The sequence below is a fragment of the Agrobacterium sp. K11 genome (assembly GCF_059429395.1).
This window is the reverse complement of sequence record NZ_JCAHRB010000008.1, coordinates 173255-197659: the sequence shown is the minus strand read 5'-3', so window position 1 is coordinate 197659 and position 24405 is coordinate 173255. Positions and strand designations below refer to the sequence as shown.

Here is a 24405-nt window from a genome sequence, read left to right as displayed (position 1 = left end):
CCGTGATTTGGGCCGCAATAACGCGGCTCATGCCGCCGAAGCCGGTAAAAGCGAACTGACCTGTTTGGCGTTTCGGCAACGCAGGAGTTGCTGCGGCGAAAGCTCCACGCCGAAGGCGCTGCGAATTTCGGCCGAGACGGTTTTCAGATGCGAGGGCAAAAGGCCAAGCGCCAGCAGATCACTGCTCGTGTCCACATTTGCCGGGTTTTTGCCCAGCACGCCGAGATAGATATCCAACACCCGGCGATCGCCCTGATCGGCGGCTTTGACTGTTACAGCTGCGGGTGCCTTTGCCGGTTCCGCTGCCATCAGCAATTCGCGGGCGCGGCGGCGATCCGGCTTGCCATTGGCCGAGAGCGGCAGATCGGCCACATTGAGAAAGCGACCGGGCACATGCGATTCCGGCAGATGCCTGCGGGCGAAATTGCGCAGATCGGCGGTGGAAAGCTCAAGGCCGGGCATCGGAACATAAAGCACGCCGATAGCGGCCTCCCCCTTTTGCTCGGCACCGTAATCCACCACCAGTACACGCTGGATGGAGGGGTGGCGGATAAGTTCATTTTCCACATCCGGCAGTGAGACCCGTACCCCGCGCACCTTGACGTAACCGTTGACGCGGCTGGCGAACATGATCTTGCCATCCGGCCGGTAACGGCCCCGGTCTCCGGTGCGGAAAGCGCGCACCGCATGTCCATCCGTATCGCTGACCGTCACGAAATCCGTCTGGGTAATGGCGCCATCTTCCAGATAGCCGATCGCCACATTCACGCCAACTGTGTGGATGCGCCCGACAACGCCCGCCGGGCAATGGCCGCCATGATTGTTGAGGATGAAATAGCGATTGCCTGGTAAGGGATGCCCGTAGGGTATCGCCGTGGTATCGGCTGTCACGATCTCGTGCCAGATGCTCCAGATGGTCGTTTCCGTCGGCCCGCCCAGCGATATCAGCCGAAGTTCAGGTTTCAGCCGGCGCAACTCCTCGATAACCACGGGCTTGATGTAATCACCGCCCTGCGCGACGAGCCGGAGCGAGCCGAGCTGGTCGCCACGACGGCAGGACAAGAGCATCTCAAGGATCGCCGGCACCGAGCACCACAGCGTAACGCCTTGTTCGGCCACCAACTCGTTCCAGCGCACTGCATCCTTTTCTTCGCCGGGTTCCGGCAGCACCAGTGTCGCACCGGCGGCAAGCGACCCAAAAACATCGAAGACCGACATGTCGTGGTGCAAGGGCGTGACGGAGATGAAGACGTCTTTTTCCGTCACCGCCCATTCCGAAAGCGTGCTGCCGATGACATTGGCCGTGGCCCTGTTAGAGAGCACGACGCATTTCGGCTTGCCAGTGGTACCGGAGGTATAGAGGTAATAAGCGGGTGCTTCGCTTGCTGAAAGTGCCGCCAGTTCCACCGTATTAACGGGCAAGCCAGAGGCGGCTGGCGCTGCGAGAAGCTCCTCGGGACCGACAGCGTCGAATCCTTGCGGAACGGAACGGGCAACGATCATGGCCGGGTGGCAATTGGTCAGCAGATAGTGCAGGCGATCTTCCGGCGAGCTCGCATCGATCGGCACCCAGATGGCGCCGATAAGTGCTGCGGCCAGCGTGACGGCTGTGTGCTCCGGACTGCGTGGCAGGCACACCGCTACGACATCGCCCCGGCCAATGCCGCGCGTCATAAGGCCCGCCATCGCCCGCGCCACCGCGTCGCCAAGTTCGTGATAGGAGATGCGCCGTTTGCCGTTGATCAGGGCCGTGCGCGATCCGTCTCCTTCGAAAAGATGCGAGGCGATCAGTTCCAGGAATGGCGGGCAGACGAAGTTCCGCTCGTCGCCATTCAGCCGATAGTGAGACAGGTCGACGATCTCGCGGGAATTCATCGAAAACGTCCCGCTGGCGATGATCGCGGTAATCGCACGCTCTATGGCGCCGAGAATGCCAACCACCATTCCGGCATCGATCGCCTGCTCCGCATAGTCGATAGCAAGGACGAGATCGCCATTCGGGTTTTGCGAAAAACGGAAATCCAGCGCGACTTGGGGCGTCTGGGTAAGCCCGTCCGTCCAACGAAGCGTCGAAGCTTGCGACAGCGTGGGCCATGAAAGACCGTTGGTGATGACGACAGGCAGGGCGAGCCCACCCGGATTGGCGTTGAGAAGGATGCGATTGAGATCTACCCCTGAAAAAGCCAGATGGTTGAGGCCCTCAAGCACATCGGTTTGCAAAGCTGCGGCCCGCTCCGCAAAATCGCCCCTGGCCGCATCCCATTTGACCGCGATGAAGCTCGAGCGATTGGCAAACGCGCCTTCCACCTGCGGGGCGACGGGAATGCCGACGACGAGGGCACCTTCGTTCAGCCAAAGCGACAGCACATCGAGGATTACCGCCGTCAGCGCCGAATTCTTGAACAGCCGCTCTTTTGCGCCGATCCGTGAAAAGGCGGTAAAGCGTTGTTTTTCCACGGTCAGGCTCTGGCGGCTGTAACGCGAAACGGCGATGGTTTCGAGCGGGGCTTTCCACGGCAGTTGCGAGGGCACTTCCACACCCTCAAGTTTCTCAGCCCAGTATGCGGCATCCTCGGCACGGGCCGCTGCTACATCTTGCTGCGCGGCGATGGTTGCTACGGTTGATGCGGGCGGCACGACACCATCGAAGAGTTCCGCCGCAAGGCTGGCTATTCCCCGTCCATCGAGAATGAGGGCGTCGAAGCGCAGGAAGACCGCCACGCTGTCCCCCACTGGAACCTCCGGCAGACGAAACACCGTGACCTGCCAGGGAGAGGCGGCAAGATCGAAATGGGCGTGGGAGAAATCCTGCCGCACGGTGTCGATCCGCTGTTCGGCTTCGGCAGCGGACAGGTCCGAAAGATCAACAATATCAAGGTTTAGCTTCGGCTCATCCGAGACCACCTGCACCAGACGCCGCTCATCGATGTGGGTGCGCAGGCTTTCATGCCGCTCGACCATTGCGGTGAGACGCGAGCGAAGCAATGCCGGATCGATATTGCCGCGATATTCGCGGAACTCCTGCATCGCCACGCCGCTCAGCGGCAGATGGGTACCGCGACCGAGCAGATAGGCCTTTTGCAAGGCTGAGAGTGGCCATTCCATGGATTTTCCTTTTGTCTGCACTGTCGCTTCAGGCGCTTGCAAGCCTAATCGCGCCACGGTCTCGGAAACGAGATCGGGGCTGGCGGCGAGGTGACGAAGAAGGGCGGTATAGGCGTCGAACAGGGCTCGCAGCCAGCTTTCCGGCAGCGCATCGAGCCGCACATCCCAGTTGATCAAAAGCCCGCCATCGAGCGCTGCAACCTGCGCATCCAGCGCAACTCCAGGCCCCTGCGAGACGGTGTGGATCATCGGGCCGAACACTCGCGCCACATTTTCCGAAAACAACTCGCCCCCGGGCAAATCGACACCCGCGGTCAAGACAACCGGTGAGGTCTGCAAACCGCCGCGCAGGCGGGAAAGGTCGCGCATGACGCTGACCCCGGGATAGGACTGGTGCGCCAGGAGCCCGTTCATCTCTCCGAACAGCCGTCCAAGCAGTCGCTCAAGGCTCTCCTCAGGCCGGATATCAACGCCAAGCATGAGCACATTGGAGAATTCGCCGACGATGCCATCGACCCCTTCCACCAGCGGCGCGCGCCAGAAAGCCGGCACGGAAAGCCGGAACTTTTCCGTATTCGTTGCCTGCGAAAGCACCACTGCAAAGACACCAAGCAACAGGGTCGACGTGGTCACGCCGCAGCGCCGCGCCACCCGTTCCAGACGGCTGCGTTCAGCCGGAGAAAGTCTTGCTGCAAGGCGATCGGTGTGAACGGCGCGTGACGGGTCCTCGGGCAAAAACGGCAATGGCGGTGCCTCCGGAATATCAGCAATATGTTGCCGCCACCACAGCCGGTCCCTTTCACGCTGGGCTTTGAGTTCCGGATCGGATGCAAGACGTTCCGCCCAGCTGAAAAACGATGGTGGTGTATCCCCCAATGGCTCGAGTTCGTCCGCGTCGGCTTCATAAAAGCGGGCGAGATCTTCCAGCACGATACGCATACTGGCGGGATCGATGGCCAGCATGTCGGTATCCAAATGCAGCCTGGCGCGACCTGCGGGCAGCAGGCTGAGCGACACTGCCGCCGGCGGGGCAACGCGCAGATCGATCTGGCGATGGCTCCACGCCTCACGTTTGGCGGAAAGACGGTGCGCAAGCGCCTCCTCACTGAGAGACGCCATGTCCTCCACGTCGAGGCGGAGCGGCCGGCCGACGGGGTCCGCCGTCTGTCGCCCTTCCGCATCAATCCTGAGGCTAAGCATGGGGTGACGCCGGCAAAGCCTTTCGACCGCGACGGCCAGTCTTTCCGCCTCCAGCCCCCTGCCTTCGAACTCGAGATAGAGATGCGGCGTAACTTTTCCGAGTATCCCGTCCGCCTCTCGGCCGACCCAGTAGGCAACCTGCATGGGGGTTAAATTTGGCATGTGAATTTGCACCGATTGACAAAACATGATTATCATAATCAAGTATAAGCCACCGTCAACCACTCGCACAGGAGGCATCCCATGAAAACGGGAGCACTCAGGACGAATGACGTCGATTCCGACGAAATTACTGATTTTGATAGAGAATTTCTGTTCACTTCTGGCTCGGGCGAACTGCGTGCCAGAGGCATTCGCGAAAGGATAACGATTCCTGCCCATGGCGCCGAAGACGCGGGAAGCCCTTTGCAGAAGGCGATAAAGGCCGCTTTTGAGAGGGCGCGCAGGGCCGGACAGGACAATCCCATCGCCATTGGCGCCATCCCCTTCGACGTCAACGAGCCATCCTGCCTATATATCCCCAACAACCATGAGTGGAATCCAAAGGGTACCGCTTCGATCTCGACTGATTCGGCCATGCCAACGCTTGTCGGCCAGAACAGCCTGCCCGATGAAAATGGTTTCAAGCGCGCCGTCGAGCATGCCATCGTCAATTTCCGCCATTCCGATGTCCGCAAGGCAGTGCTTTCCGTAATGCGCGAACTGACCTTCGCCTCCGAGGTCAATGTCGAAAGGTTGCTGGCCAGCCTCGCCAAACAGAACCGCGAGGGTTACCAGTTCCGCATTCCGCTACCCGATGGCGGCGATCTGATCGGCGTGAGCCCCGAACTCCTCATCCGCAAGCAGGGTGAAAAAGTCATCTCGAACCCGCTCGCGGGCTCGGCAAAACGCATGGCTGACCCGGTGGCGGACAAGGCCAATGCAGACCGGCTTTCGGCTTCGGAAAAAGACCATTACGAGCATAGCCTCGTGATCGAAGATATACGCTCGCTGCTTACGCCTTGCTGCACTGAAATCGACGTTCCCGAAAAACCCTCCCTCATCAACACGGCCGCTCTCTGGCATCTTTCGACGCGCATCGAGGGTCGCCTTGCTGATCCCGAGACCAATGCGCTGCAACTCGCGTGCCTGCTGCATCCCACACCTGCTGTTTGCGGTTTCCCCACCGAGCGTGCCCGCAGGCTTATTCGCTTCGTCGAGCCTTTCGAGCGTGGGCTGTTCACCGGCATGGTCGGCTGGACGGATGCCGAGGGTAACGGCGAATGGGTGGTGACAATCCGTTGCGGCACCGTGCAACGGCAAACCGTGCGGCTGTTCGCAGGCGCCGGCATCGTTGAAGCCTCGGAACCCGAATCCGAATGGGCCGAGGTGCAGACCAAGCTCAAGACCATGCTGAACGCCTGCGGTCTTTCTGCCTAATTTTCCCAGGGACACACCATGACAATCGAATTTGAACGCTGGCCCGAAGATCTGGCGCGCCGATACCGCGACCGCGGCTACTGGATCGACAGACCGCTCAGCGACATCCTCACCCAGCAGGTAGAACTTCGGCCGGACGCGACCGCGCTGATCTGCGGCGACCGCCGCTTCACCTATGCCGATCTCGACCGGCAATCTTCCAATCTTGCCGGGCATCTGGCTGCCGCCGGGATCGGCAGGGGCGATACGGCACTGGTGCAATTACCAAATATCGCGGAGTTCTATCTCGTCTTTTTCGCTCTGATGAAAATCGGCACTGCACCCGTCAATGCGCTTTTCAGCCATCGTCGGCTGGAAATGACCTCCTATGCGGAACAGATTGCGCCAAAGCTGGTGATCGGCTCGCGTTCCCACGAGCTTTTTGCCAATGACACGTTTCTGGAGGCGCTGAAGCTTGCCTCTCCGCGGCTTGCCGTGACGCTGCTGCTTGGTGAGGCGGAACCGCAGCGCAGCCTCGAACAATGGCTCTCATCACCCGCCGAAAATGCGCCGCATTACGGCCCTTCGGCAGCCGATGAGGTAGCGTTGTTCCAGCTTTCCGGCGGCAGCACCGGAACACCGAAACTGATCCCCCGCACGCATAACGACTATGACTACAGCGCCCGGGCCAGTGCGGAAATCTGCGAGCTGACGCCGCAGACCCGTTTCCTCTGCGCCATTCCGGTGGCGCATAATTACCCCATGAGTTCGCCGGGTGCGCTTGGCGTGTTCCACGCTGGCGGCACCGTGGTAATGGCGGCCAATCCCGAGCCGCTTGCCTGCTTCGACCTCATCGAAAAACATGGCATCGACATTGTGCCTCTGGTGCCGCCTGCCGTGGCGCTGTGGTTACAGGTGGCGCCCGCCCATCGCGAACGGCTGAAATCCCTCAAGCTGCTGCAGGTCGGCGGCGCAAGCTTCGCTGAAGCTTTAGCCCGTCAGGTGCCGCAGGTGCTGGGTTGCGCCCTCCAGCAGGTCTTTGGCATGGCGGAAGGTCTGGTGAACTATACCCGCGCCGGTGATCCCGACCATATTGTCTTCACCACGCAAGGGCGGCCGATCAGCCCGGATGACGAGATCCGCATCGTTGACGAGGACGGCAACGACGTCCCAGAAGGCGAAGCCGGCATGCTGGCGACGCGCGGCCCCTATACGTTTCGCGGATATTACCGCGCCGCCGAGCACAGCGCGCGCGTCTTCGACAACCAGGGTTTTTATTATTCCGGCGATGTCGTTCAGCGCACGCCCGAAGGTTACCTGCGGGTGGTTGGCCGGGTGAAAGACCAGATCAATCGCGGCGGCGAGAAGGTCGCATCGGAAGAGGTGGAAAACCTGATCCTTCAGCATCCGGATGTGACGCATGCCGCACTGGTCGCGATGCAGGACGAACTCCTCGGCGAAAAAAGCTGCGTCTTCGTCGTTTCCCGCAATCCCGCTCTCAAGGCACCGGCCATCCGCCAGCATCTCTCTGGTCTGGGTGTTGCGGATTACAAGCTGCCGGACCGGGTGCGTTTCATCGACACCATGCCGCTTACTGCCGTCGGCAAGATCGACAAGAAACGTCTACGCGACATGCTCGCAGCGCCAATCCCGGCGTAACGGAGCGTGCACGCCTCAACCATTTGAAAATTGCGTGTCGCCCATGCCGATGCGCCAAACTATCGAGGTCAATATGACGATCCCCACCATTTCCGATTATCCGATGCCGGTCGCAGCAAGCTTTCCGGCCAACAAGACCAAATGGCAGCCGGACGCCAAGCGCGCCGTGCTGCTCATCCACGACATGCAGCGTTATTTCCTGCGGTTCTACGAGGCCGACGGCAGGTTGATGACAACCCTCATCGACAATCTTGCAAAGGTAAAGGCATGGGCGGTTCAGAACGGCGTGCCGGTCATCTACACCGCCCAGCCGCACGATCAGCCTGCCGCCGACCGCGCGCTTCTGAACGACATGTGGGGACCGGGCCTGACCGTGGTCGACCCGGAGTTGCAGAAGGTCGTGGACAAGCTTGCGCCGACGCCCGACGATGTGGTGCTGACCAAATGGCGCTACAGCGCCTTCCAGCGTTCAGACCTTGCCGAGCGTATGAAGGCGTGGGGCCGCGACCAGATCATCATCGGCGGAGTCTATGCCCATATCGGCTGCATGATGACGGCTGTTGAAGCCTTCATGAAGGATATTCAGCCCTTCATGCTGGGTGATGCCGTCGCCGATTTTTCCGAAGCCGAACACCGCATGGCGCTGCAATATGTGGCAACACGCTGCGGCGTGGTGATCGACACTGCAAGCCTTGCCGGCGCGGGAGAGACCACCGATATCAGCGAATGGCTGAAGGCCCGCGTCCTGCAAATGGTGGAGGACGAGAGCGACATCGACCCGGATGAGAACCTGATCTTCTATGGGCTGGATTCGCTGCAGGTGATGAAGCTTGCCGGCGAACTGAAGGAACGCGGCGTCATCGTGGGCTTCGAAGAGCTTGCCCGCGTACCGACGCTTTCTGCCTGGTGGGCGCTGATCGAAGAAAAGCGGCTCGCGGCCTGAGCGGACGGACAAGATGATGCAGAACAGATTTAACGGGCGGCGCGTGCTGGTGACGGGTGCCGCGCAGGGCATCGGCCGCCGCATCGCCGAGCGTTTCACCGAGGAAGGGGCGGAGGTCATCGGCCTTGACCTCATTGCCGATGCAACCGATGCAACCTTCCGCCAGATCACGCTCGACATCACGGACGCGGCGGCAGTGGAGGCGGCGAGCAAGGCGATCGAGAAGGAATGGGGCGGGCTAGACATTCTCGTCAATGCCGCCGGCATCCTCCGGCTCGGCGACAGCGAAAGCCTGACGCCGCAGGACTGGAACGCCTGCATGGATGTCAATGCTGCGGGGCCGTTCTACCTGCTGCGGCAATGGAGCGGCGTCTTCAAGCGGCAGCGGCGCGGGGCAATCGTCAACATTGCCTCCAACGCCGCCGTTGTGCCGCGCATCGGCATGCTCGCCTATTGTGCTTCCAAGGCCGCACTCGTCAGCCTCAGCCATTGTGCAGCACTTGAACTCGCGCCCTATGGCGTGCGCTGCAATGTGGTGTCACCCGGCTCCACCGATACGCCGATGCTGGCCGGCATGCTGAACGATCCCAGCGGCGAACAGCGACTGGTCGCCGGTCTTCCCGAGCAGTTCAAGCTCGGTATTCCGCTCGGCAAGATCGCGCGGCCGGACGACATCGCCGACACGGTGCTGTTCCTCGCCTCCGATCAGGCAGGCCATGTGACGATGCAGCAGATCGTGGTCGATGGCGGCGCCACGCTTGCCGCCTGAGCATCGGTCCGCGTGAAGAGGATGACAGATATGGCCAACGCGCCGGCGTTTCACGGCGAAGCTGTTTCCGGCGATCCACCCGAGGCCATCTGGCCTTGGCCGGACGACAGATGCGATTGTCATTGCGTCACCCTTCATTACAGCGCCGAAGAAGGGCGCGGCGGCAAGGTCCCTCCCTTGCCGCCGCAGCTTTTGCGCGCTGCGCCCAGACGCAAGGCGGAATTTATCGCCGGGCGCAGATGTGCTGCCGAAGCCATACGCCGTCTGACCGCCCGCGCCGCCTTTCCCGGCATGGGAGAGGATCGCGCCCCTATCTGGCCCGAAGGCGTGGTCGGCGCGATTTCCCACAGCCACAAGCGGGCAATTGCGCTTGCCGGCTCTTCCGAGCGGTTCTGCGGCATTGGCATCGATATCGAAAGGCTTCTGAACGAGGAGGAAGCTCGCGATATTGCCCCGCAGGTACTGACCGCAAACGAACGCCTCAGTCTTGGAAACGACATCGATCCCTTCATGACCGGGTTGATCTTTTCGGCCAAGGAAAGCCTGTTCAAAGCGCTTTATCCGACCGTCAGACGTTTGTTCTTTTTCGAGGCGGCGGAGTTATCCGGCTATGAAGAGTGCGGTTCAGCATTCCTTCGGCTGACGACCGACATCAGCGGCGAGTGGCGCAAGGGAACGGACATTCCTTTCCACTTCTGCCGCTTCGAAGGCTTTTTGCTCACCCGTATCCTTCTCCCGCATTAAGGGAAAAATACAGAATCCTTTCCTGTGAAGATCATATTTAAAGTCGTTATTCCCGTCATTTGTGTGAAACACTGAAACGGTACGCACCGTGTTGGAATGATTCCAAACATGCAACGGTGGAGAAACGATATGACCGACATCGATACGAGCAAGCTTTCCTGGGATGCGTGGGACGAGCTGCAAAACCCGCCGCCGGCCGAAACCGATTTCGACCGCGTGGTCGAGACCGCGATTTCCCGCCGCGGCTTTCTCGGTGGCGTGCTTGCCTTCGGTTCGGCCGCAGCAGCCATGGGCACGCTCGGCAACCTGATGACCAGCACCTCGGCGGAAGCGCAGGAAGCGGCAGCCGGCCGTTTCCCCTTCAAGCCGGTGGCTGCCGCGACCGACCACACCATTCACGTGCCGGAAGGCTACAGCTGGAAGCCGGTCGCCAAGTGGGGCCAGCCGCTGTTCTCCAACGTGCCCGACCTCGACCCTGCCAAGGGTGTCACCGTTGAAAACTCCGACAAGGTCTTCGGCGAAAATACTGACGGCATGGAACTGTTCATGGTCGGCAACCACCAGCTGATCGCCGTCAACCATGAATATGTAAACCCCGAAACCAACCTGCCGCATGCCGAAAAGGGCAACCCGAAAACGGCCGACGACGTCAAGATCCTGCAGAACATGCAGGGCGTCACCGTCATGGAAGTTGCGGAAGGCACCGAAGGCTGGGAAATCGTTCTCGACAGCCCGTTCAACCGCCGTATTCACCACAACACCCCGATGAAGCTTTCCGGCCCGGCCGCAGGCTCGGACCTTGTCAAGACCGCCGCAGATCCGAAGGGTGTCGACTGTCTGGGGACCTTCAACAATTGCGGCGCCGGCCGCACGCCCTGGGGCACCTACCTCACCTGCGAGGAAAACTTCAACGGCTATTTCGGTACCACTGATGCCGCCTTCAAGCTGCCGGATGACTACAAGCGCTACGGCATCGTCGCCGAGACCCGTTACGCCTATGAGAAGTTCGATGCGCGTTTCGATGTCGCCAAGAACCCCAACGAGCCGCGCCGCGCCGGTTACGTGGTCGAGATCGATCCTTCGGACGCCTCCTCCACCCCGATCAAGCGCACCGCCCTTGGCCGCATCAAGCACGAAAACGCCGCCGTGGTGATTGCCCGTGACGGCCGCGTGGTGGTTTACATGGGCGATGACGAGCGTGGCGAATTCCTCTACAAATTCGTCTCCAACGGCATTTACGTGCCCGGTGGCGACACCTCGAAACTGCTAGACGAAGGCACGCTCTACGTCGCCAGGTTCTCGGACGACGGCGCTGGTGAATGGTTGGCTCTCACGCCTGAGACGACAGGCATGAAGATCGATGAAATCTGCGTCTTCACGCGTCAGGCCGCTTCCAAGGTGGGCGCGACAACGATGGACCGCCCGGAATGGGTCGCCATCAACCCGGTCGCCATCGAAGCCTATTGCGCCCTTACCAACAACAGCCGTCGCGGCGAAATGAAAGACGGCAAGTTGCGCGCCAATGCTGGCGGTGACGCCATGGCGATCAATGCTGCCAACCCGCGCGAAAAGAACGAATACGGCCAGATCGTGCGCTGGTACCCGGAAAACGACGATCACGCGGACGGCAGATTCAAGTGGGACCTGTTCTGCATGGCCGGCAACCCCACCGTTCACAAGGATGCCTATGCCGGCTCTTCGAACATCAACGAAGGCAACATGTTCAACTCGCCCGATGGCATGATGTTCGACTCGACCGGTCTCCTCTGGATCCAGACCGACGGAGAAGACAGCAACGAGGGCAACTTCGCTGGCCAGGGCAACAACCAGATGCTGGCAGGCGATCCGGCCACCGGCCGTATCGAGCGTTTCCTGACCGCGCCGAAGGGTTCCGAAGTTACCGGCCAGACATGGTCTGGCGACAAGCGTACCCACTTCGTCGGCATCCAGCACCCCGACGCCCCCTTCCCGGATGGCGAAGGCAAGCTGCCGCGCTCCACCGTTATCGCCGTCAAGCGTGACGACAACGCGCAGATCGGCTGACGCTTTGGCTTTGGCGGAACCGGGTCTCGGAATAGCGGAGATCCGGTTCCTGTCACCCGTGACCAAGGGTCGATGCGGCCTGACTGAATTTTCACTCGCCAGTGGACAAGAGAGGCATTACCGCTTCAAATCTCCCCACACGATACCAGTCAGGAGAATGACCATGGAAATAATGCGCGCGGGAACACGGGCCTCAACCAAAGGCCCCGAGGCGTGGTTTACCGGCACGGTCCGTATCGATCCTCTGTTCAACCCGTTCGATGCAGAGCGGGTTCAGGGCGCTCAGGTCACCTTCGAACCAGGCGCGCGAACCGCATGGCACACGCACCCGCTCGGACAGACCCTGATCGTGGTTTCAGGGTTTGGAAGGGTGCAGCGCGAGGGTGGCCCCGTGGAAGAAATCCGCCCCGGCGATACCGTATGGTTCGCACCGGGCGAAAGGCACTGGCACGGGGCGGCACCCGATGTCGCCATGACGCATATCGCGCTTCAGGAAGTGAAAGACGGCAAGGTCGTGGACTGGATGGAGCACGTCACGGACGATCAGTATGGTGGCTGAAGCGGCCTGGCCGAAATGGCGCTCGTCCTGCCTGCCGGACGATCTCCAGCGTTAAGCAACATCCGGAAGAGCCGAAATATTTCGGGGGCGCGATTTAAACTTTGACTCGTATGCGCATTGGGTGAACCTTCATCGCGTCGCGGGAACATGGTGGAGAATCGTGATCTTAACCGGTGGAATTGTACTTGCCCTTATCACCGCCAATGCGGTTGCAATTCCATGCCCATGACACTCAACCGGCGCGATGTGGTGGCGGGGTTGTCGATTGCCGGCCTGATGTTACCGGAAGCGATCGCCTATTCGGGGATTGCCGGCGTTCCGGCCCAGCACGCCATCCTTGCCGCCATCATGGGCTGCATCGTCTATGCCATTTTTGGCCAGAGCCGTTTTGCGGTCGTCTCGCCCACATCCTCCTCCGCCGCAATCCTGGCGGCAATGCTTGCGACGCTCTCGGTCACACCAGCGCAAAAGATGCTGCTCGTTGCCATTACGGTCGCTCTGGTCGGCCTGCTGTTTCTGCTTGCGGCTGCCACGCGGCTCGGCGCCCTGTCGAGTGTCATCTCGCGCCCGGTGCTGCGCGGTTTTGCCTTCGGCCTCGCCATTCTGATCACCATAAAGCAATTGCCGAGCCTCTTCGGGATAAAGGCGCAGTCGGGCGAGCCGCTTTCCATTCTCCTGCAAATCCTCTCCCGCCCGCAGGACTGGAGCCTTGAAAGCATCGCCGTCGGCGTTGCGGCACTCGCCGTGCTGCTTCTCCTGCGCAGGCGCCCCGCCATTCCCGGCAGCCTCGTCGTCATCGTGGCAGGCATTGCCATCTCGATCCCGCTCAACCTTCAAAGTCGGGGCGTCGCCGTTGTCGGCCAGATCGATCTTGCCGGCATATGGGCCGGCCCGTTTTCGGTGTCGCTCGATGATGTCGCGCATGTTGCCCGCTTCGCGCCGCCACTCGTCCTCATCCTATTTGCGGAATCATGGGGCACCATCCGAAGCTTTTCGCTTCGCCATGGCGAGATTGTCGATTCCAATCGCGAACTCAGAGCATTCGGGCTTGCCAATATCGCCAGCGCCGCCATGCAGGGCATGCCGGTTGGTGCGGGTTTTTCCGCAGGCGCAGCAAGCGAGGCGGTTGGGCCGCAAAGCCGGCTTGCCTCTGCCATCGCCGCAATCGGCCTTGCGGTCTTCAGCCTGCTCGCCGCCAGATGGTTCGCTTTCATCCCGGAAGCAGTCCTTGCCGCCGTGATCGCCGTGGCGCTGCTGCATGCGCTCGACCCCGCGCCGATCATCCGTTTATGGCGGCTCGGCAACGACGCCTATCTGGCACTTGCCGCTGCAGCCGGCGTACTTGCGTTCGGTGTGCTGAACGGCATGCTTGTCGCCGTCGCCCTTTCCTTCGCCGTCTTCGTTCGCCGGCTTTCCCTACCGCATGTCATGCATCTTGGCCGGCTGGGCGATAGCCATGACTTTGTCGACATGGAACGCCACCCGGATGCGAAGGATGTGTCAGGCATGATTATTCTCCGGCCCGCACAGCCGCTTTTCTTCGGCAATGCGGAACCGATCCTTGCCGCCGTTACCAAATACATCGTTGCGCGGCCGGAACTGCACATCGCGATTGTCAGCCTTGAGGAAACATTCGAACTGGATTCCACCGCGCTTGATGCGTTGCTGGAGTTCGATGCAGCGATGCAGCGCAGCAGCATCGTGGTCTATTATGCGCGCATGCACGACCATGTGCAGGATCTGCTGCTTGCCGGCGGCGGATCCGACATGGTTGCGCGCAGCAATTTCAGTGTCGATGATGCCGTGACGGCGGCCATGCATCGGGAGGACAGCCATGCCACACAATCTTGAACCGCATCTGACCCCGGTTGAAATCACCTCACTCAAACCAACGCAGATGACAGTCGGTCTGCGCGAGGTGGAGGACAAGCGGCGGCAATGGGCCGCCATCCGTGAGGAAAAGGGAGCCGACTTCCTCGGACACCATATGGTACCCGTCGTCCTTGGTCACAAACAACGTCTTTATCTGGTGGACCACCACCACCTCGCTTTGGCTTTGCATGAGGAAGGCGTGAAACATGTCCTGACCAGTATCGTTGCCGATCTTTCCCATCTCGACCGGCAGGAATTCTGGTCGGTGATGGACCATCGCAACTTCGTCTATCCTTTCGACGTGGATGGCGTGCGCCATCCTATCGAAAACCTTCCCAAACGGATCGTCGATCTCAAGGACGATCCCTTCCGCGCGCTGGCCGGCGCGATTCGCGACGCTGGCGGTTTTGCCAAAATAGACGCTCCCTTCAGTGAATTCCTCTGGGCGGATTTCCTGCGCCGCCGGGTGGGAGGCAAGAAGCTGCGACATTCCTTCGAGGACGCGGTTGAGGAAGCGATGCAACTGGCACGCTCGCGCGATGCGCGGCATCTGCCTGGATGGTGTGGAGCGGACCAATGACCACCCTTCCCTTGCTTTTCCGAGTGATGGCGGCTGCCATCGCAGTTTTCGTCCTGGGCGCGGCGAGCCTGCCTGCGCAGGAACTGCCGCCGCCAGCGAGACCGGCCCCTACGGAACAGACGACAGAGCAGAAAGTCGACCAGTTGATACAGCTTCTGGGACAGGACGATGTTCGTGCCCTTCTCACACAGAAGCTTGCGGCGGCCGGCACAGAGCAGCCGCCAGAACTGACGCCGCAGAGCCAGTTGAGCGATCTCGACCAATGGGCAAGCAAGCGGCGCGAACACCTAGGCCGCCTCGCAAGGGACCTGCCCGGCATGTCCACGCAGATCATCGCGGCGCTGGGAAGGCTTTGCGACGAGATCCGCAACTACGGTGCAGCCGTCTTTTTGCTGCACGTATCCATCCTGTTCGGTGCGGGCCTTGCCGGCGGCATTGCCACGAACCGGATCATAGCGATGCAGGCCTCCCGCAGGAACGTCGCGGATATCGGCAAGGAGGCCTCGTCTGTCGTATCGCGGAGGCTTTTGCCCGTCTTCGGCTACGGCATTGCTGCCACCGCCATGTTCCTTGCCATCCAGTGGTCACCTTTGCTGAGCGCCGTTCTCCTGCCCTGGCTTGCAACCAGCATCGTGTTGCCGCTGCTTTTTGCCTTCACGGGCCTGCTGCGGCGGGTCGTTGGCCGCGAGGCCAATGCCCGGCGCGATTTCTGGATCGTCCGCTGGACATGGCTCCTGACCCTTGCCAGCGTCTTCTGGGCGTTGCTCAGGACGCTCGAGAATCTCGATGTCCCGCGTGACACGCTTGGGCTTCTGTCCTCCGCCATGATCGGCCTGCTGTTCCTGCTCGCATGCATCTGGATCTGGCGTCGTCCGGTCGGCGATCCCGGCTCGGAGCGGGCTAGGTCAATCGATGTCGCGCTGATCTTCGGCCTCATCATCCTCTTCGGGTTGCGGCTCGCCGGCGCCGGGGTCCTGTTCTGGATCGGGCTTTATGCGCTGGTTCTGCCCGGCCTTGCCTCGACGCTTGGCATCGCGGCGCGAAAGCTGGCAACCGACATCGGCACCTATGGGGAAAGCGATCTTCGCCCGGTACTGGTCGAGCGAGGCGTGCGGCTTGCAATCGTCGGGACTGCCATCCTGTGGCTGATCTTCCTCGTGCGCGCGCATCCGAATTCCCTGCCCGATGGCGCATTGCTGACGTCGATCGTCGTCGGCATCCTGCACGGGGCGCTGATCCTGCTTCTTGCCGATCTCGTCTGGATCGCGATCAAGTCGATGATCGCACGGCGGCTGGAGTTGAGTACACCCGCCGGCAACCCGATGAGCGGCCAACCGGGTGGGGGCCAGCCGCAAGATGACCGGCTTTTGACCATCCTGCCGATCCTTCGCAACATGCTCGGCATCATCATCGCCGCGGTTGCGGTCATGACGGCGCTTTCGGAACTCGGCGTCAATATCGGGCCGCTGCTGGCGAGCGCCGGCATCTTCGGCATCGCCATCGGTTTCGGTTCGCAGACGCTGGTCAAGGATATCATCAGCGGCGTGTTCTACATGATCGACGACGCCTTCCGCGTCGGCGAATACATCCAGAGCGGTTCCTATCGCGGCACGGTGGAATCCTTCAGCATCCGCTCGGTCAAACTGCGGCACCATCGCGGCCCGATTTTCACCGTGCCGTTCGGATCGCTCGGCGCCGTCGAAAATATGAGCCGCGACTGGTCGATCGACAAATTCCTCGTCACGGTCGCCTTCGATACTGACATTGCCAAGGTCCGGGCCATTACCAAGGAGATCGGCAAGGCGCTGAAGGAAGACCCGGAATTCGGACCGTTCCTGATCGAAACCGTCAAGCTGAAGGGTGTCGAGCAATTCGGCGAATATGGCATGACGCTTGGTTTCGGCATGATGCTGCGCGCCGGCGGGCAATCCTCCATGGTGCGCCGCAAGGCCTATTCGATGCTGAAGGATGCCTTTGCGCAAAACGACATCCAGTTCGCCAGCATGGCGGGCGCCTATCCCACATCTACACGAAGCGCGCGGCCACAGGAGCCCGAAGCAAGCGACGGGACGGGGCCGGTGGAAGAATAGGCCTCCGGCAACCGCGCCCCAACCTTAGCCCATTCGTTCGGACATATATTCGCCCGGCGAAGCTGGAAACACCACGGTCTTGTTGCCGTTGAGGAAGACACGGTGATGGATATGGGCATGAATGGCGCGCGCCAGAACCTGGCTTTCCACGTCCCTCCCGAGGCTCACATAATCCATGCCGCTCTGGGCATGGGTGACGCGGATCGTGTCCTGTTCGATGATCGGGCCTTCATCGAGATCAGCGGTGACGTAGTGGGCCGTCGCGCCGATCAGTCGCACGCCGCGCTCATAGGCCTGCTTGTAAGGGTTTGCGCCCTTGAAGGAAGGCAGGAATGAATGGTGGATGTTGATGATGCGGCCAGACATTTCCTGGCACAGCCGTTCCGACAGAACCTGCATGTAGCGCGCCAGCACGACGAGTTCGGCGCCTGCATCGCGCACCACCTGCAGTATGGCCGCCTCGGCTTCCGGTTTCGTCTCCGGCGTGACGCGAATGTGGTGAAAGGGAATATCCTCGTTCACCACCTGCTTCTGGTATTCGAGGTGATTGGAGATGACAGCGACAATCTCCACAGGCAACGCACCAATGTGGGAACGATAGAGCAGATCGTTCAGGCAATGGCCGAAGCGTGAAACCATGATCACGACTTTTGTTTTCCGCGAGAGATCATGGATATCGTATTCCATATCGAAATCGGCGGCGACGGAAGCGAACCCTGCGACGAGAGCAGCGGGTTCCATCCCTTCCTCCGAAACGAAGCTCAGCCGCATGAAAAAGCGGCCCGTTTCCAGGTCGGTGAATTGCGAACTGTCGTTGATGTTGCAGCCGGACCGCGCGAGATATCCGGACACGGCGGCAACGATGCCGCTGCGTGCCGGGCACGAGACTTTCATGACATAGCTGGTCAAATCCTGCTCCCCTTGATGGATCAGCGATCGGGCACATTGGCGGTGATGCCGCCCTGCCCGATCATGGCTAACGAGACCGATAATAGCGTGTTACGCGCCGTAGATCGGGAAGTCCTCACACAGCGCTGCAACCTCGGCCCGCACGTTCGCCTCAATCTCAGCATTGCCTTCGGCACTGACAGCCAGCGCGTCGATGACGCGCAGGATCAGCACGCCGATCCGCTCAAATTCGGCCACGCCAAAACCGCGCGTTGTGCCGGCCGAACTGCCGAGCCGGATGCCCGAGGTGACGAAGGGCTTTTCCGGGTCGTTGGGAATGGAGTTCTTGTTGCAGGTGAGGCCTGCCCGCTCAAGAGCGATTTCGGCAACCTTACCGGTAACGCCCTTCGGACGCAGATCGACCAGAACCATGTGGCTGTCGGTTCCACCAGACACGATCCCCAGACCGCCATCCGTCAGCACTCGCGCCAGAGCCTGTGCATTGGCGATGACCTGACCGGCGTAGTCGGCAAAGTCCGGCCGCAGCGCCTCGCCGAAGGCCACGGCCTTGGCGGCGATCACATGCATCAGCGGGCCGCCCTGATTGCCGGGGAAGACGGCCGAATTCAGCTTCTTCGCCAGATCGGCATCGTTGGTCAAAATGACGCCGCCGCGCGGGCCGCGCAGGGTCTTGTGGGTGGTGGAGGTGACGACATGGGCGTGCGGCACCGGGTTTGGATATTTGCCGCCGGCGATCAGGCCGGCATAATGGGCCATGTCGACCATCAGCCATGCGCCAACCTCGTCGGCGATCTTGCGGAAGCCTTCGAAATCGATCTGGCGTGGATAGGCCGAGGCGCCTGCGACGATCAGCTTCGGTCTGGTTTCCAGCGCCTTTGCCCGAACCTTTTCCATATCGATCAGATGCGTCTCTGCATCCACCTCATAGGAGACGACATCGAACCACTTGCCCGACATGGTGACCGGCGACCCGTGGGTCAGGTGGCCGCCATGGGCCAGCGAAAGCCCCATGATCCGGTCGCCCGGCTGAAGAAGTGCCAGAAACACCGCCTGATTGGCCTGCGCGCCGGAATGCGGCTGCACATTGGCGAATTCCGCGCCGAAAAGTTGCTTCAGCCGGTCGATGGCGACCTGCTCGACCTTGTCGACGAATTCGCAGCCGCCATAATAGCGTTTGCCAGGATAACCTTCCGCATATTTGTTGGTCAGCACCGAGCCTTGCGCCGCCAGAACGTCGGCGGACACGATATTCTCCGAAGCGATCAGTTCGATCTGGGTTTTCTGGCGATCGAGTTCCTCGGCGATGGCGTCGGCGATCACCGTATCCGAAACGGCATTATGGGACAGACGGTTGAGCATTGTTTCCTCCTCAAGGATCAGGCGATTTCGGCGGCAAGTTCCTTGCAGCCGGTTTCAAGCAAATGGCCGAGATGCGGCGCTAAACTGTTCCAGATATCCATACGGAAACCATCCGGCGCATCGCGCCACAGCACCACGGTCACGCCATCGAAAATCGTTCTGCGGGCCTCGCCAACCGCAATGGTGTCGATGTCGCGGGCGCAGCCGAGTGTCAAAAGCTCGGCGGCGAGCGGCCCCTTGATCGCGAGCGTCACTTCTCTTCCGGAAATATCGACGAGACTATGCGGATGGCCGGCATAAACGCCAGCGCAGGCCGCAATCACCCCGTCGATCGCGCCAACGGGAGCAAGGATCGTCCATTCGTCGGGGCCAAGGCGCACGGCCTCGATTTCGCCTGCAGCAGTGCGAGCGCCGATCCGGTCGGGCAAGGTCAGGCCAAGGGCTGTATTGAGCGGGACCAGATCGCCGCGCGCACGCAGCGACAGCCGCCCCTGCGCGGCCAATATGCTGACCCGGGCTGCTTTGCTCTCGGCCAGCGTGCCGGGAACGGGGGAGGAAACGCGCATGTTCATTGTCATCTCCGGGTCAGATCTTCAGGCGGGTGTTTTCGGGATCGACAAAGACCATCCCGGTGATTTTTGCGGCAATCGTGCGTTCGGGCATCGGAATATAGACGGTCTCTCCCATCCGCTCATGGCCGCCCTCGACCAGCGCCAGCGCAATCGGCTGGCCAACCGCATCCGAATGATAGGATGAGGTGACATGACCGACCATTTTCATCGGGATAGGCTGCTTCGGATCGAAGACAATCTGCGCGCCCTCTTCCAGCTTCGAGCGGTCTTCGGTCAGAAGACCGACGAGGTGACGACGGCCCTTGGCGACGAGATCGGGGCGCGCGAGGCCACGCTTGCCGACGAAATCCGGTTTGGTCTTGCCCACGGCCCAGCCCATCGCGGCATCATAGGGCGTGACCGTGCCGTCGGTATCCTGGCCGACGATGATGTAACCCTTTTCGGCACGCAGCACATGCATGGTTTCCGTGCCATAGGCGGTGATGCCGTATTGCTGGCCGGCCTCCCACAGGATTTCCCAGAGCTTGCGGCCAAACGGCGCGGGCACGTTGACTTCGAAGCCGATCTCGCCGGTGAACGACACCCGGAACAGCCGCGCCGGCATGCCGGCCACCGTGCATTCCGCGCAGGACATATGCGGGAAAGCCTCTTCCGTCAGCTCGACTCCCTCGACCAGCGGAGCGAGCAGCTTTGCCGCATTCGGGCCGTTCAGCGCAATGGTAGACCATTGCTCGGTGGTGGAAGTCAGCCAGACGTTGAGATCCGGCCATTCGGTCTGGAGGTAATCCTCCATCATGTTCATCACCCTTGCCGCACCGCCGGTGGTGGTGGTGACGTGGAAGCGATCCTCGGTCATGCGGCCGATGACGCCGTCGTCGCGAATGAAGCCGTCATCACCCAGAAGCAGGCCGTAACGGCAGCGGCCCGGCGCGAGCTTCGACCACGGGTTGGTGTACATGCGGTTCATGAACTCGACCGCATCCGGCCCGACGACCTCGATCTTGCCGAGCGTCGAGGCGTCGAACATGCCGAGGCTTTGCCGCACCGCCCGGCATTCGCGGCCGACTGCCGCATCCATGTCTTCAGCTGGTTTGGGGAAGTACCAGGCGCGCCGCCATTGGCCGACCGGTTCGTAAACCGCGCCATGCTCCTCAGCCCAGCTGTCGATCTGCGTCTTGCGCGTCACCTCGAAATGCTGACCGCGATGATAACCGGCGAAAGCGCCGAAGGTCGTCGGCGTATAGGGTGGGCGGAAGGTCGTCAGGCCTACTTCCGGCTGGCGTTTGCCGAGCGCTTCTGCCGCGATGTTGAGGCCGTTGATATTGGACATCTTGCCCTGATCGGTCGCCATGCCGTTGGTGGTGTAGCGCTTGACGTGCTCGATGGAGCGCATGCCCTCGCGCACGGCCAGCCGCAGATCCTTGGCGGTCACGTCGTTCTGGTAATCGACGAAGGCCTTGGCCTTGCCGGCATCGCGATCACTCGGCAATTCCGTCAGCGATACGCCGCTGCCGGTGCGGTCGTGCTCCACCGCATAGTCGCGGGTATCGCCCGTCTTGCCCAGGGCTGCAGCGATCTTCCGGCCCTGCTCGGCGCCATCCTTAAGCACCGCTTCAATGCCCCAAAGCCCGCGCCCGGCGCCGGCAATTGCACAATCCTCATTGGTCATGGCCGGCAGGAAGGTGGTCCGCTGATCGTCCCAGGCAATCTTGCCCTGCGTATGGGAAAACAGATGCAGCGACGGCGTCCAGCCGCCAGACATCAGCAACGCATCACAGACGATTTCCTGCCCCGCGCCGACCGTGGAGCCATTCACCGGATTGACGCGGACTGATTTCACACGCAACCGGCCCGAAGTCGCCGTCACGGTATGCGACAGCCGCACCGGAATGCCGAGCGCGCGCGCCTCGTTCACCAGTTCCTCGCGCACCTTCGCACGGGTATCGACGATGGCCTGCACCCTCGCGCCTGCGCCATGAAGATCGAAGGCGGCATACCAGGCGCTGTCATGGCTCGTCACCACCACCGGCCTGTTGCCGACCTTGACGCCATAGCGGTTCAGATAGGTCTGGGCGGAGCCCGCCAGCATCACGCCCGGCCGATCATTGCCATGGAAGACCAGCGGTTTCTCGAGAGCCCCCTGCGCCAGCACCACATGGCGCGCCCGCACCCGCCACAGGCGTTCACGCGGCATGTCCTTGGTCACGGTTTCGAGATGGTCGGTCAGCTTTTCGCAAAGCCCAATCATGTTCTGGTGGTAGTAGGCAATCGCCGTCGTGCGGGTCATGACCCTGACGCCGCGCTCCTTCAGCGCCTTCAACTCGTCCGCCAACCAGTTCCATGCTGGCTGGCCGTCGATCTGCGCCTGCGGCTCGGACAGCAGCGTCCCGCCGGCTTCGGCATTTTCGTCCACCAGCACGACCTTGAGACCATCGACCGCCGCTGCGCGCGCCGCAGCCAGACCCGCAGGACCGGCGCCGACGATCAGCAGGTCGCAATGCAGGTTGCGCGAGGCATAGGTATCGGGGTCTTCTTCCGTGGGCGAGACGCCGAGACCGGCCGCCGCGCGGATGAAGGGCTCATAGACCTTGTTCCAGAAGCTCTTCGGCCACATGAAGGTCTTGTAGTAAAAGCCCGCCGAAAACAGCATATAGGCCATGTCGTTGACTGCGCCGATATCGAATTTCAGGCTCGGATATTTGTTCTGAGAGGTGGTTTCCAGCCCGCTCCAGATTTCCTGCACCGTGGCGCGGGTATTTGGCTCGAACCGGCCGGAGCCGCGGCGGGTGCCGATCAGCGCATTCGGCTCCTCGGAACCCGCCGCTACAGGGCCGCGCGGGCGGTGGTATTTGAACGAGCGGCCCATGAGATGTACGCCATTGGCGAGAAGCGCGGAGGCGACCGTATCCCCCTTTACGCCGCGATAGGTCTTCCCATCGAAGGTGAAGCTTACCGAGCGGGCGGCATCCACCCGGCCACGGCCGGGAACGCGATAGGAACTCATTTCGACACCTCGGAGCTGGCTGGTGCGCTGGATAGGGACGAGAGATCAGGACGCGGCTCGCCTGCGCGATAGGTCGTCAGGAAACGGTCGCTCACCGTGTCGCGCACCGCATTGAAGAAGCGACCGCAGCCATGCAGGTGCCGCCAGCGCTCGAAATGCGGACCCCTGGCGTTTTCGCGGATGAACAGGAATTCTTCCCACTGCTCATCACTCTGAGATGAGGGGTCGGCCGCGCGCACGACATGGGCCTGCCCGGCATAGGTGAATTCGGCTTCGGGCAGCGTTTCATGGCAATAGGGGCAACGGATCAGCAGCATGGGTTAGCTCCTCAGTGCGCCACGGCAGCGGCGGCGGCCTCGTCGATCAGGCGGCCGGAGCGGAAACGCTCCAGCGTGAAAGGCGCGTTGATCGGGTGCGGTTCGTTTTTCGCGATGGTCCAGGCGAAGGTGTGGGCAGCGCCCGGCGTGGCCTTGAAACCACCCGTGCCCCAGCCGCAATTCACATAAAGCCCGTCGACCGGCGTCTTGCCGAGAATGGCAGAGCGATCCGGCGTGACATCAACAATGCCGCCCCATTTGCGCAGCATCCGCATGCGGTTGAAGATCGGGAAGATTTCGACGATGGCGGCGATCGTATGTTCGATCAGTGGCAGGCCGCCGCGCTGCGAATAAGAGGTATACTGGTCCGTACCCGAACCGATCACCAGCTCACCCTTGTCGGACTGGCTGATATAGGCGTGAACCGCATTCGACATGACCACGCAGGGGAAGATCGGCTTGATCGGCTCGGATACCAAAGCCTGCAGCGGATAGCTTTCGAGCGGCAGGCGCACGCCTGCGGTATCCATGACAACGGAAGTATGGCCAGCGGCGGAAACCGCCACCTTCTTCGCCTTGATGAAACCTCGCGCCGTCTCGACACCCGCGACGGACCCGTCGGCGTTGCGGCGAATGGCGGTGACCGGGCAATTCTGGATTATATCGACGCCACGGGCGGCAGCACCGCGCGCATAACCCCAGGCAACCGCATCGTGGCGCGCCGTGCCGGCACGTTCCTGAAGCGCACCGCCCATCACCGGGTAGCGGGCGTTTGGCGATATGCTCAGCGGCGGACAATATTCCTTGCATTCTTCCGGGGTAAGCCAGCGATTGTCGACACCGTTCAGACGGTTGGAATGGATGTGGCGCTTGAAGCTCTGCACATCGTGGACATTATGGGCGAGCATCAGCACCCCGCGCCGCGAATACATGACGTTGTAGTTCAGTTCCTGGCTCAAGTTCTCCCACAGATCGACGGCGTGATCGTAAAGACGCGCGCTTTCGTCGTAGAGATAGTTGGAGCGGATGATGGTCGTGTTGCGGCCGGTATTGCCGCCGCCGAGCCAGCCCTTGTCGATGACAGCGACATTGGTGATACCGTGCTGGCTGGCCAGATAATAGGCCGCACCCAGACCGTGCCCCCCGGCGCCGACGATGACCACGTCATATTCGGCTTTTGGCTGGCTATCGGGCCATTGCTCGTCCCAGTTCTTGTGGCCGGTCAGGGCATTCCGCAGGAGATTGAAGGCATTAAAACGCGTCATGAGCGGGCCTGCTGGTT

17 protein-coding genes are annotated in these 24405 nt (G+C 61.4%); 10 read left to right on the top strand and 7 right to left on the bottom strand.

The annotated features are described in order from the left end of the window. Nucleotides 1–27: 27 nt before the first annotated feature. Nucleotides 28–4449, bottom strand: a complete 4422-nt coding sequence (locus AC5SEO_RS15765) for a non-ribosomal peptide synthetase (RefSeq protein WP_174069090.1) — start codon at nucleotides 4447–4449, stop codon at nucleotides 28–30. A 99-nt stretch (nucleotides 4450–4548) separates the two neighbouring features. On the opposite strand from AC5SEO_RS15765, the gene AC5SEO_RS15760 reads away from it, so the two are divergent. From AC5SEO_RS15760 to AC5SEO_RS15715, 10 genes are all read left to right on the top strand, one after another. Continuing rightward, entirely contained in the window at nucleotides 4549–5724 is a 1176-nt protein-coding gene (locus AC5SEO_RS15760) for an isochorismate synthase (protein WP_003518132.1), read from the top strand. Nucleotides 5725–5742: 18 nt separating this feature from the next. Then, nucleotides 5743–7362 (top strand): (2,3-dihydroxybenzoyl)adenylate synthase, encoded by a 1620-nt coding sequence (locus tag AC5SEO_RS15755; protein WP_149916500.1) that lies wholly within the window; start codon nucleotides 5743–5745, stop codon nucleotides 7360–7362. A gap of 73 nt (nucleotides 7363–7435) precedes the next feature. Further along, entirely contained in the window at nucleotides 7436–8305 is an 870-nt protein-coding gene (locus tag AC5SEO_RS15750; RefSeq protein ID WP_174069080.1) for an isochorismatase, read from the top strand. Nucleotides 8306–8318: 13 nt separating this feature from the next. Further along, nucleotides 8319–9074, top strand: a complete 756-nt coding sequence (gene dhbA / locus AC5SEO_RS15745; protein WP_111788714.1) for a 2,3-dihydro-2,3-dihydroxybenzoate dehydrogenase — start codon at nucleotides 8319–8321, stop codon at nucleotides 9072–9074. Nucleotides 9075–9104: 30 nt separating this feature from the next. Beyond that, the gene (locus AC5SEO_RS15740) at nucleotides 9105–9818 is read left to right on the top strand and encodes a 4'-phosphopantetheinyl transferase family protein (RefSeq protein ID WP_111788735.1); all 714 of its coding nucleotides are present in this window, start codon (nucleotides 9105–9107) and stop codon (nucleotides 9816–9818) included. A gap of 129 nt (nucleotides 9819–9947) precedes the next feature. Beyond that, nucleotides 9948–11861 (top strand): PhoX family protein, encoded by a 1914-nt coding sequence (locus tag AC5SEO_RS15735; RefSeq protein ID WP_174069079.1) that lies wholly within the window; start codon nucleotides 9948–9950, stop codon nucleotides 11859–11861. Nucleotides 11862–12024: 163 nt separating this feature from the next. Further along, nucleotides 12025–12420 (top strand): (R)-mandelonitrile lyase, encoded by a 396-nt coding sequence (locus tag AC5SEO_RS15730; RefSeq protein WP_112153115.1) that lies wholly within the window; start codon nucleotides 12025–12027, stop codon nucleotides 12418–12420. 219 nt (nucleotides 12421–12639) lie between these two features. Beyond that, entirely contained in the window at nucleotides 12640–14271 is a 1632-nt protein-coding gene (locus AC5SEO_RS15725; RefSeq protein WP_410171217.1) for a SulP family inorganic anion transporter, read from the top strand. After that, nucleotides 14255–14872: a ParB-like protein gene (locus AC5SEO_RS15720; protein WP_060642874.1), complete on the top strand. Its 618-nt coding sequence runs from the start codon at nucleotides 14255–14257 to the stop codon at nucleotides 14870–14872. Before AC5SEO_RS15725 ends, AC5SEO_RS15720 begins: the two co-directional genes overlap by 17 nt. Beyond that, on the top strand, nucleotides 14869–16962 hold the full coding sequence (locus tag AC5SEO_RS15715) for a mechanosensitive ion channel domain-containing protein (protein ID WP_112153116.1): 2094 nt from the start codon (nucleotides 14869–14871) through the stop codon (nucleotides 16960–16962). The genes AC5SEO_RS15720 and AC5SEO_RS15715 overlap by 4 nt, the downstream gene beginning before the upstream one ends. A 24-nt stretch (nucleotides 16963–16986) precedes the next feature. On the opposite strand, the gene purU is transcribed toward AC5SEO_RS15715, so the two are convergent. The 6 genes from purU to AC5SEO_RS15685 form a co-directional block, all read right to left on the bottom strand. After that, nucleotides 16987–17871: a formyltetrahydrofolate deformylase gene (gene purU / locus AC5SEO_RS15710; RefSeq protein ID WP_013762268.1), complete on the bottom strand. Its 885-nt coding sequence runs from the start codon at nucleotides 17869–17871 to the stop codon at nucleotides 16987–16989. Between the two features lie 90 nt (nucleotides 17872–17961). After that, a complete protein-coding gene (gene glyA, locus AC5SEO_RS15705) occupies nucleotides 17962–19230 on the bottom strand; it encodes a serine hydroxymethyltransferase (protein WP_019566911.1) in 1269 nt (422 codons plus the stop codon). A 17-nt stretch (nucleotides 19231–19247) separates the two neighbouring features. Continuing rightward, nucleotides 19248–19802, bottom strand: coding sequence for a sarcosine oxidase subunit gamma family protein (gene soxG, locus AC5SEO_RS15700; protein ID WP_162696108.1), 555 nt, complete (start codon nucleotides 19800–19802; stop codon nucleotides 19248–19250). 13 nt (nucleotides 19803–19815) lie between these two features. After that, on the bottom strand, nucleotides 19816–22806 hold the full coding sequence (locus tag AC5SEO_RS15695) for a sarcosine oxidase subunit alpha (RefSeq protein WP_112153118.1): 2991 nt from the start codon (nucleotides 22804–22806) through the stop codon (nucleotides 19816–19818). Beyond that, complete coding sequence (locus AC5SEO_RS15690; protein ID WP_019566908.1) at nucleotides 22803–23123, bottom strand: sarcosine oxidase subunit delta; 321 nt, start codon at nucleotides 23121–23123, stop codon at nucleotides 22803–22805. The genes AC5SEO_RS15695 and AC5SEO_RS15690 overlap by 4 nt, the downstream gene beginning before the upstream one ends. A gap of 11 nt (nucleotides 23124–23134) precedes the next feature. Then, entirely contained in the window at nucleotides 23135–24388 is a 1254-nt protein-coding gene (locus tag AC5SEO_RS15685; protein WP_003518155.1) for a sarcosine oxidase subunit beta family protein, read from the bottom strand. Nucleotides 24389–24405: the final 17 nt, after the last annotated feature.

What these genes read in the sequence shown, in the direction of transcription:
- AC5SEO_RS15765 (WP_174069090.1), bottom strand. Translation starts at nt 4,449, where the DNA reads ATGCAGGTTGCCTACTGGGTCGGCCGAGAGGCGGACGGGATACTCGGA.
- AC5SEO_RS15760 (WP_003518132.1), top strand. Translation starts at nt 4,549, where the DNA reads ATGAAAACGGGAGCACTCAGGACGAATGACGTCGATTCCGACGAAATT.
- AC5SEO_RS15755 (WP_149916500.1), top strand. Translation starts at nt 5,743, where the DNA reads ATGACAATCGAATTTGAACGCTGGCCCGAAGATCTGGCGCGCCGATAC.
- AC5SEO_RS15750 (WP_174069080.1), top strand. Translation starts at nt 7,436, where the DNA reads ATGACGATCCCCACCATTTCCGATTATCCGATGCCGGTCGCAGCAAGC.
- dhbA (WP_111788714.1), top strand. Translation starts at nt 8,319, where the DNA reads ATGATGCAGAACAGATTTAACGGGCGGCGCGTGCTGGTGACGGGTGCC.
- AC5SEO_RS15740 (WP_111788735.1), top strand. Translation starts at nt 9,105, where the DNA reads ATGGCCAACGCGCCGGCGTTTCACGGCGAAGCTGTTTCCGGCGATCCA.
- AC5SEO_RS15735 (WP_174069079.1), top strand. Translation starts at nt 9,948, where the DNA reads ATGACCGACATCGATACGAGCAAGCTTTCCTGGGATGCGTGGGACGAG.
- AC5SEO_RS15730 (WP_112153115.1), top strand. Translation starts at nt 12,025, where the DNA reads ATGGAAATAATGCGCGCGGGAACACGGGCCTCAACCAAAGGCCCCGAG.
- AC5SEO_RS15725 (WP_410171217.1), top strand. Translation starts at nt 12,640, where the DNA reads ATGCCCATGACACTCAACCGGCGCGATGTGGTGGCGGGGTTGTCGATT.
- AC5SEO_RS15720 (WP_060642874.1), top strand. Translation starts at nt 14,255, where the DNA reads ATGCCACACAATCTTGAACCGCATCTGACCCCGGTTGAAATCACCTCA.
- AC5SEO_RS15715 (WP_112153116.1), top strand. Translation starts at nt 14,869, where the DNA reads ATGACCACCCTTCCCTTGCTTTTCCGAGTGATGGCGGCTGCCATCGCA.
- glyA (WP_019566911.1), bottom strand. Translation starts at nt 19,230, where the DNA reads ATGCTCAACCGTCTGTCCCATAATGCCGTTTCGGATACGGTGATCGCC.
- soxG (WP_162696108.1), bottom strand. Translation starts at nt 19,802, where the DNA reads ATGAACATGCGCGTTTCCTCCCCCGTTCCCGGCACGCTGGCCGAGAGC.
- AC5SEO_RS15695 (WP_112153118.1), bottom strand. Translation starts at nt 22,806, where the DNA reads ATGAGTTCCTATCGCGTTCCCGGCCGTGGCCGGGTGGATGCCGCCCGC.
- AC5SEO_RS15690 (WP_019566908.1), bottom strand. Translation starts at nt 23,123, where the DNA reads ATGCTGCTGATCCGTTGCCCCTATTGCCATGAAACGCTGCCCGAAGCC.
- AC5SEO_RS15685 (WP_003518155.1), bottom strand. Translation starts at nt 24,388, where the DNA reads ATGACGCGTTTTAATGCCTTCAATCTCCTGCGGAATGCCCTGACCGGC.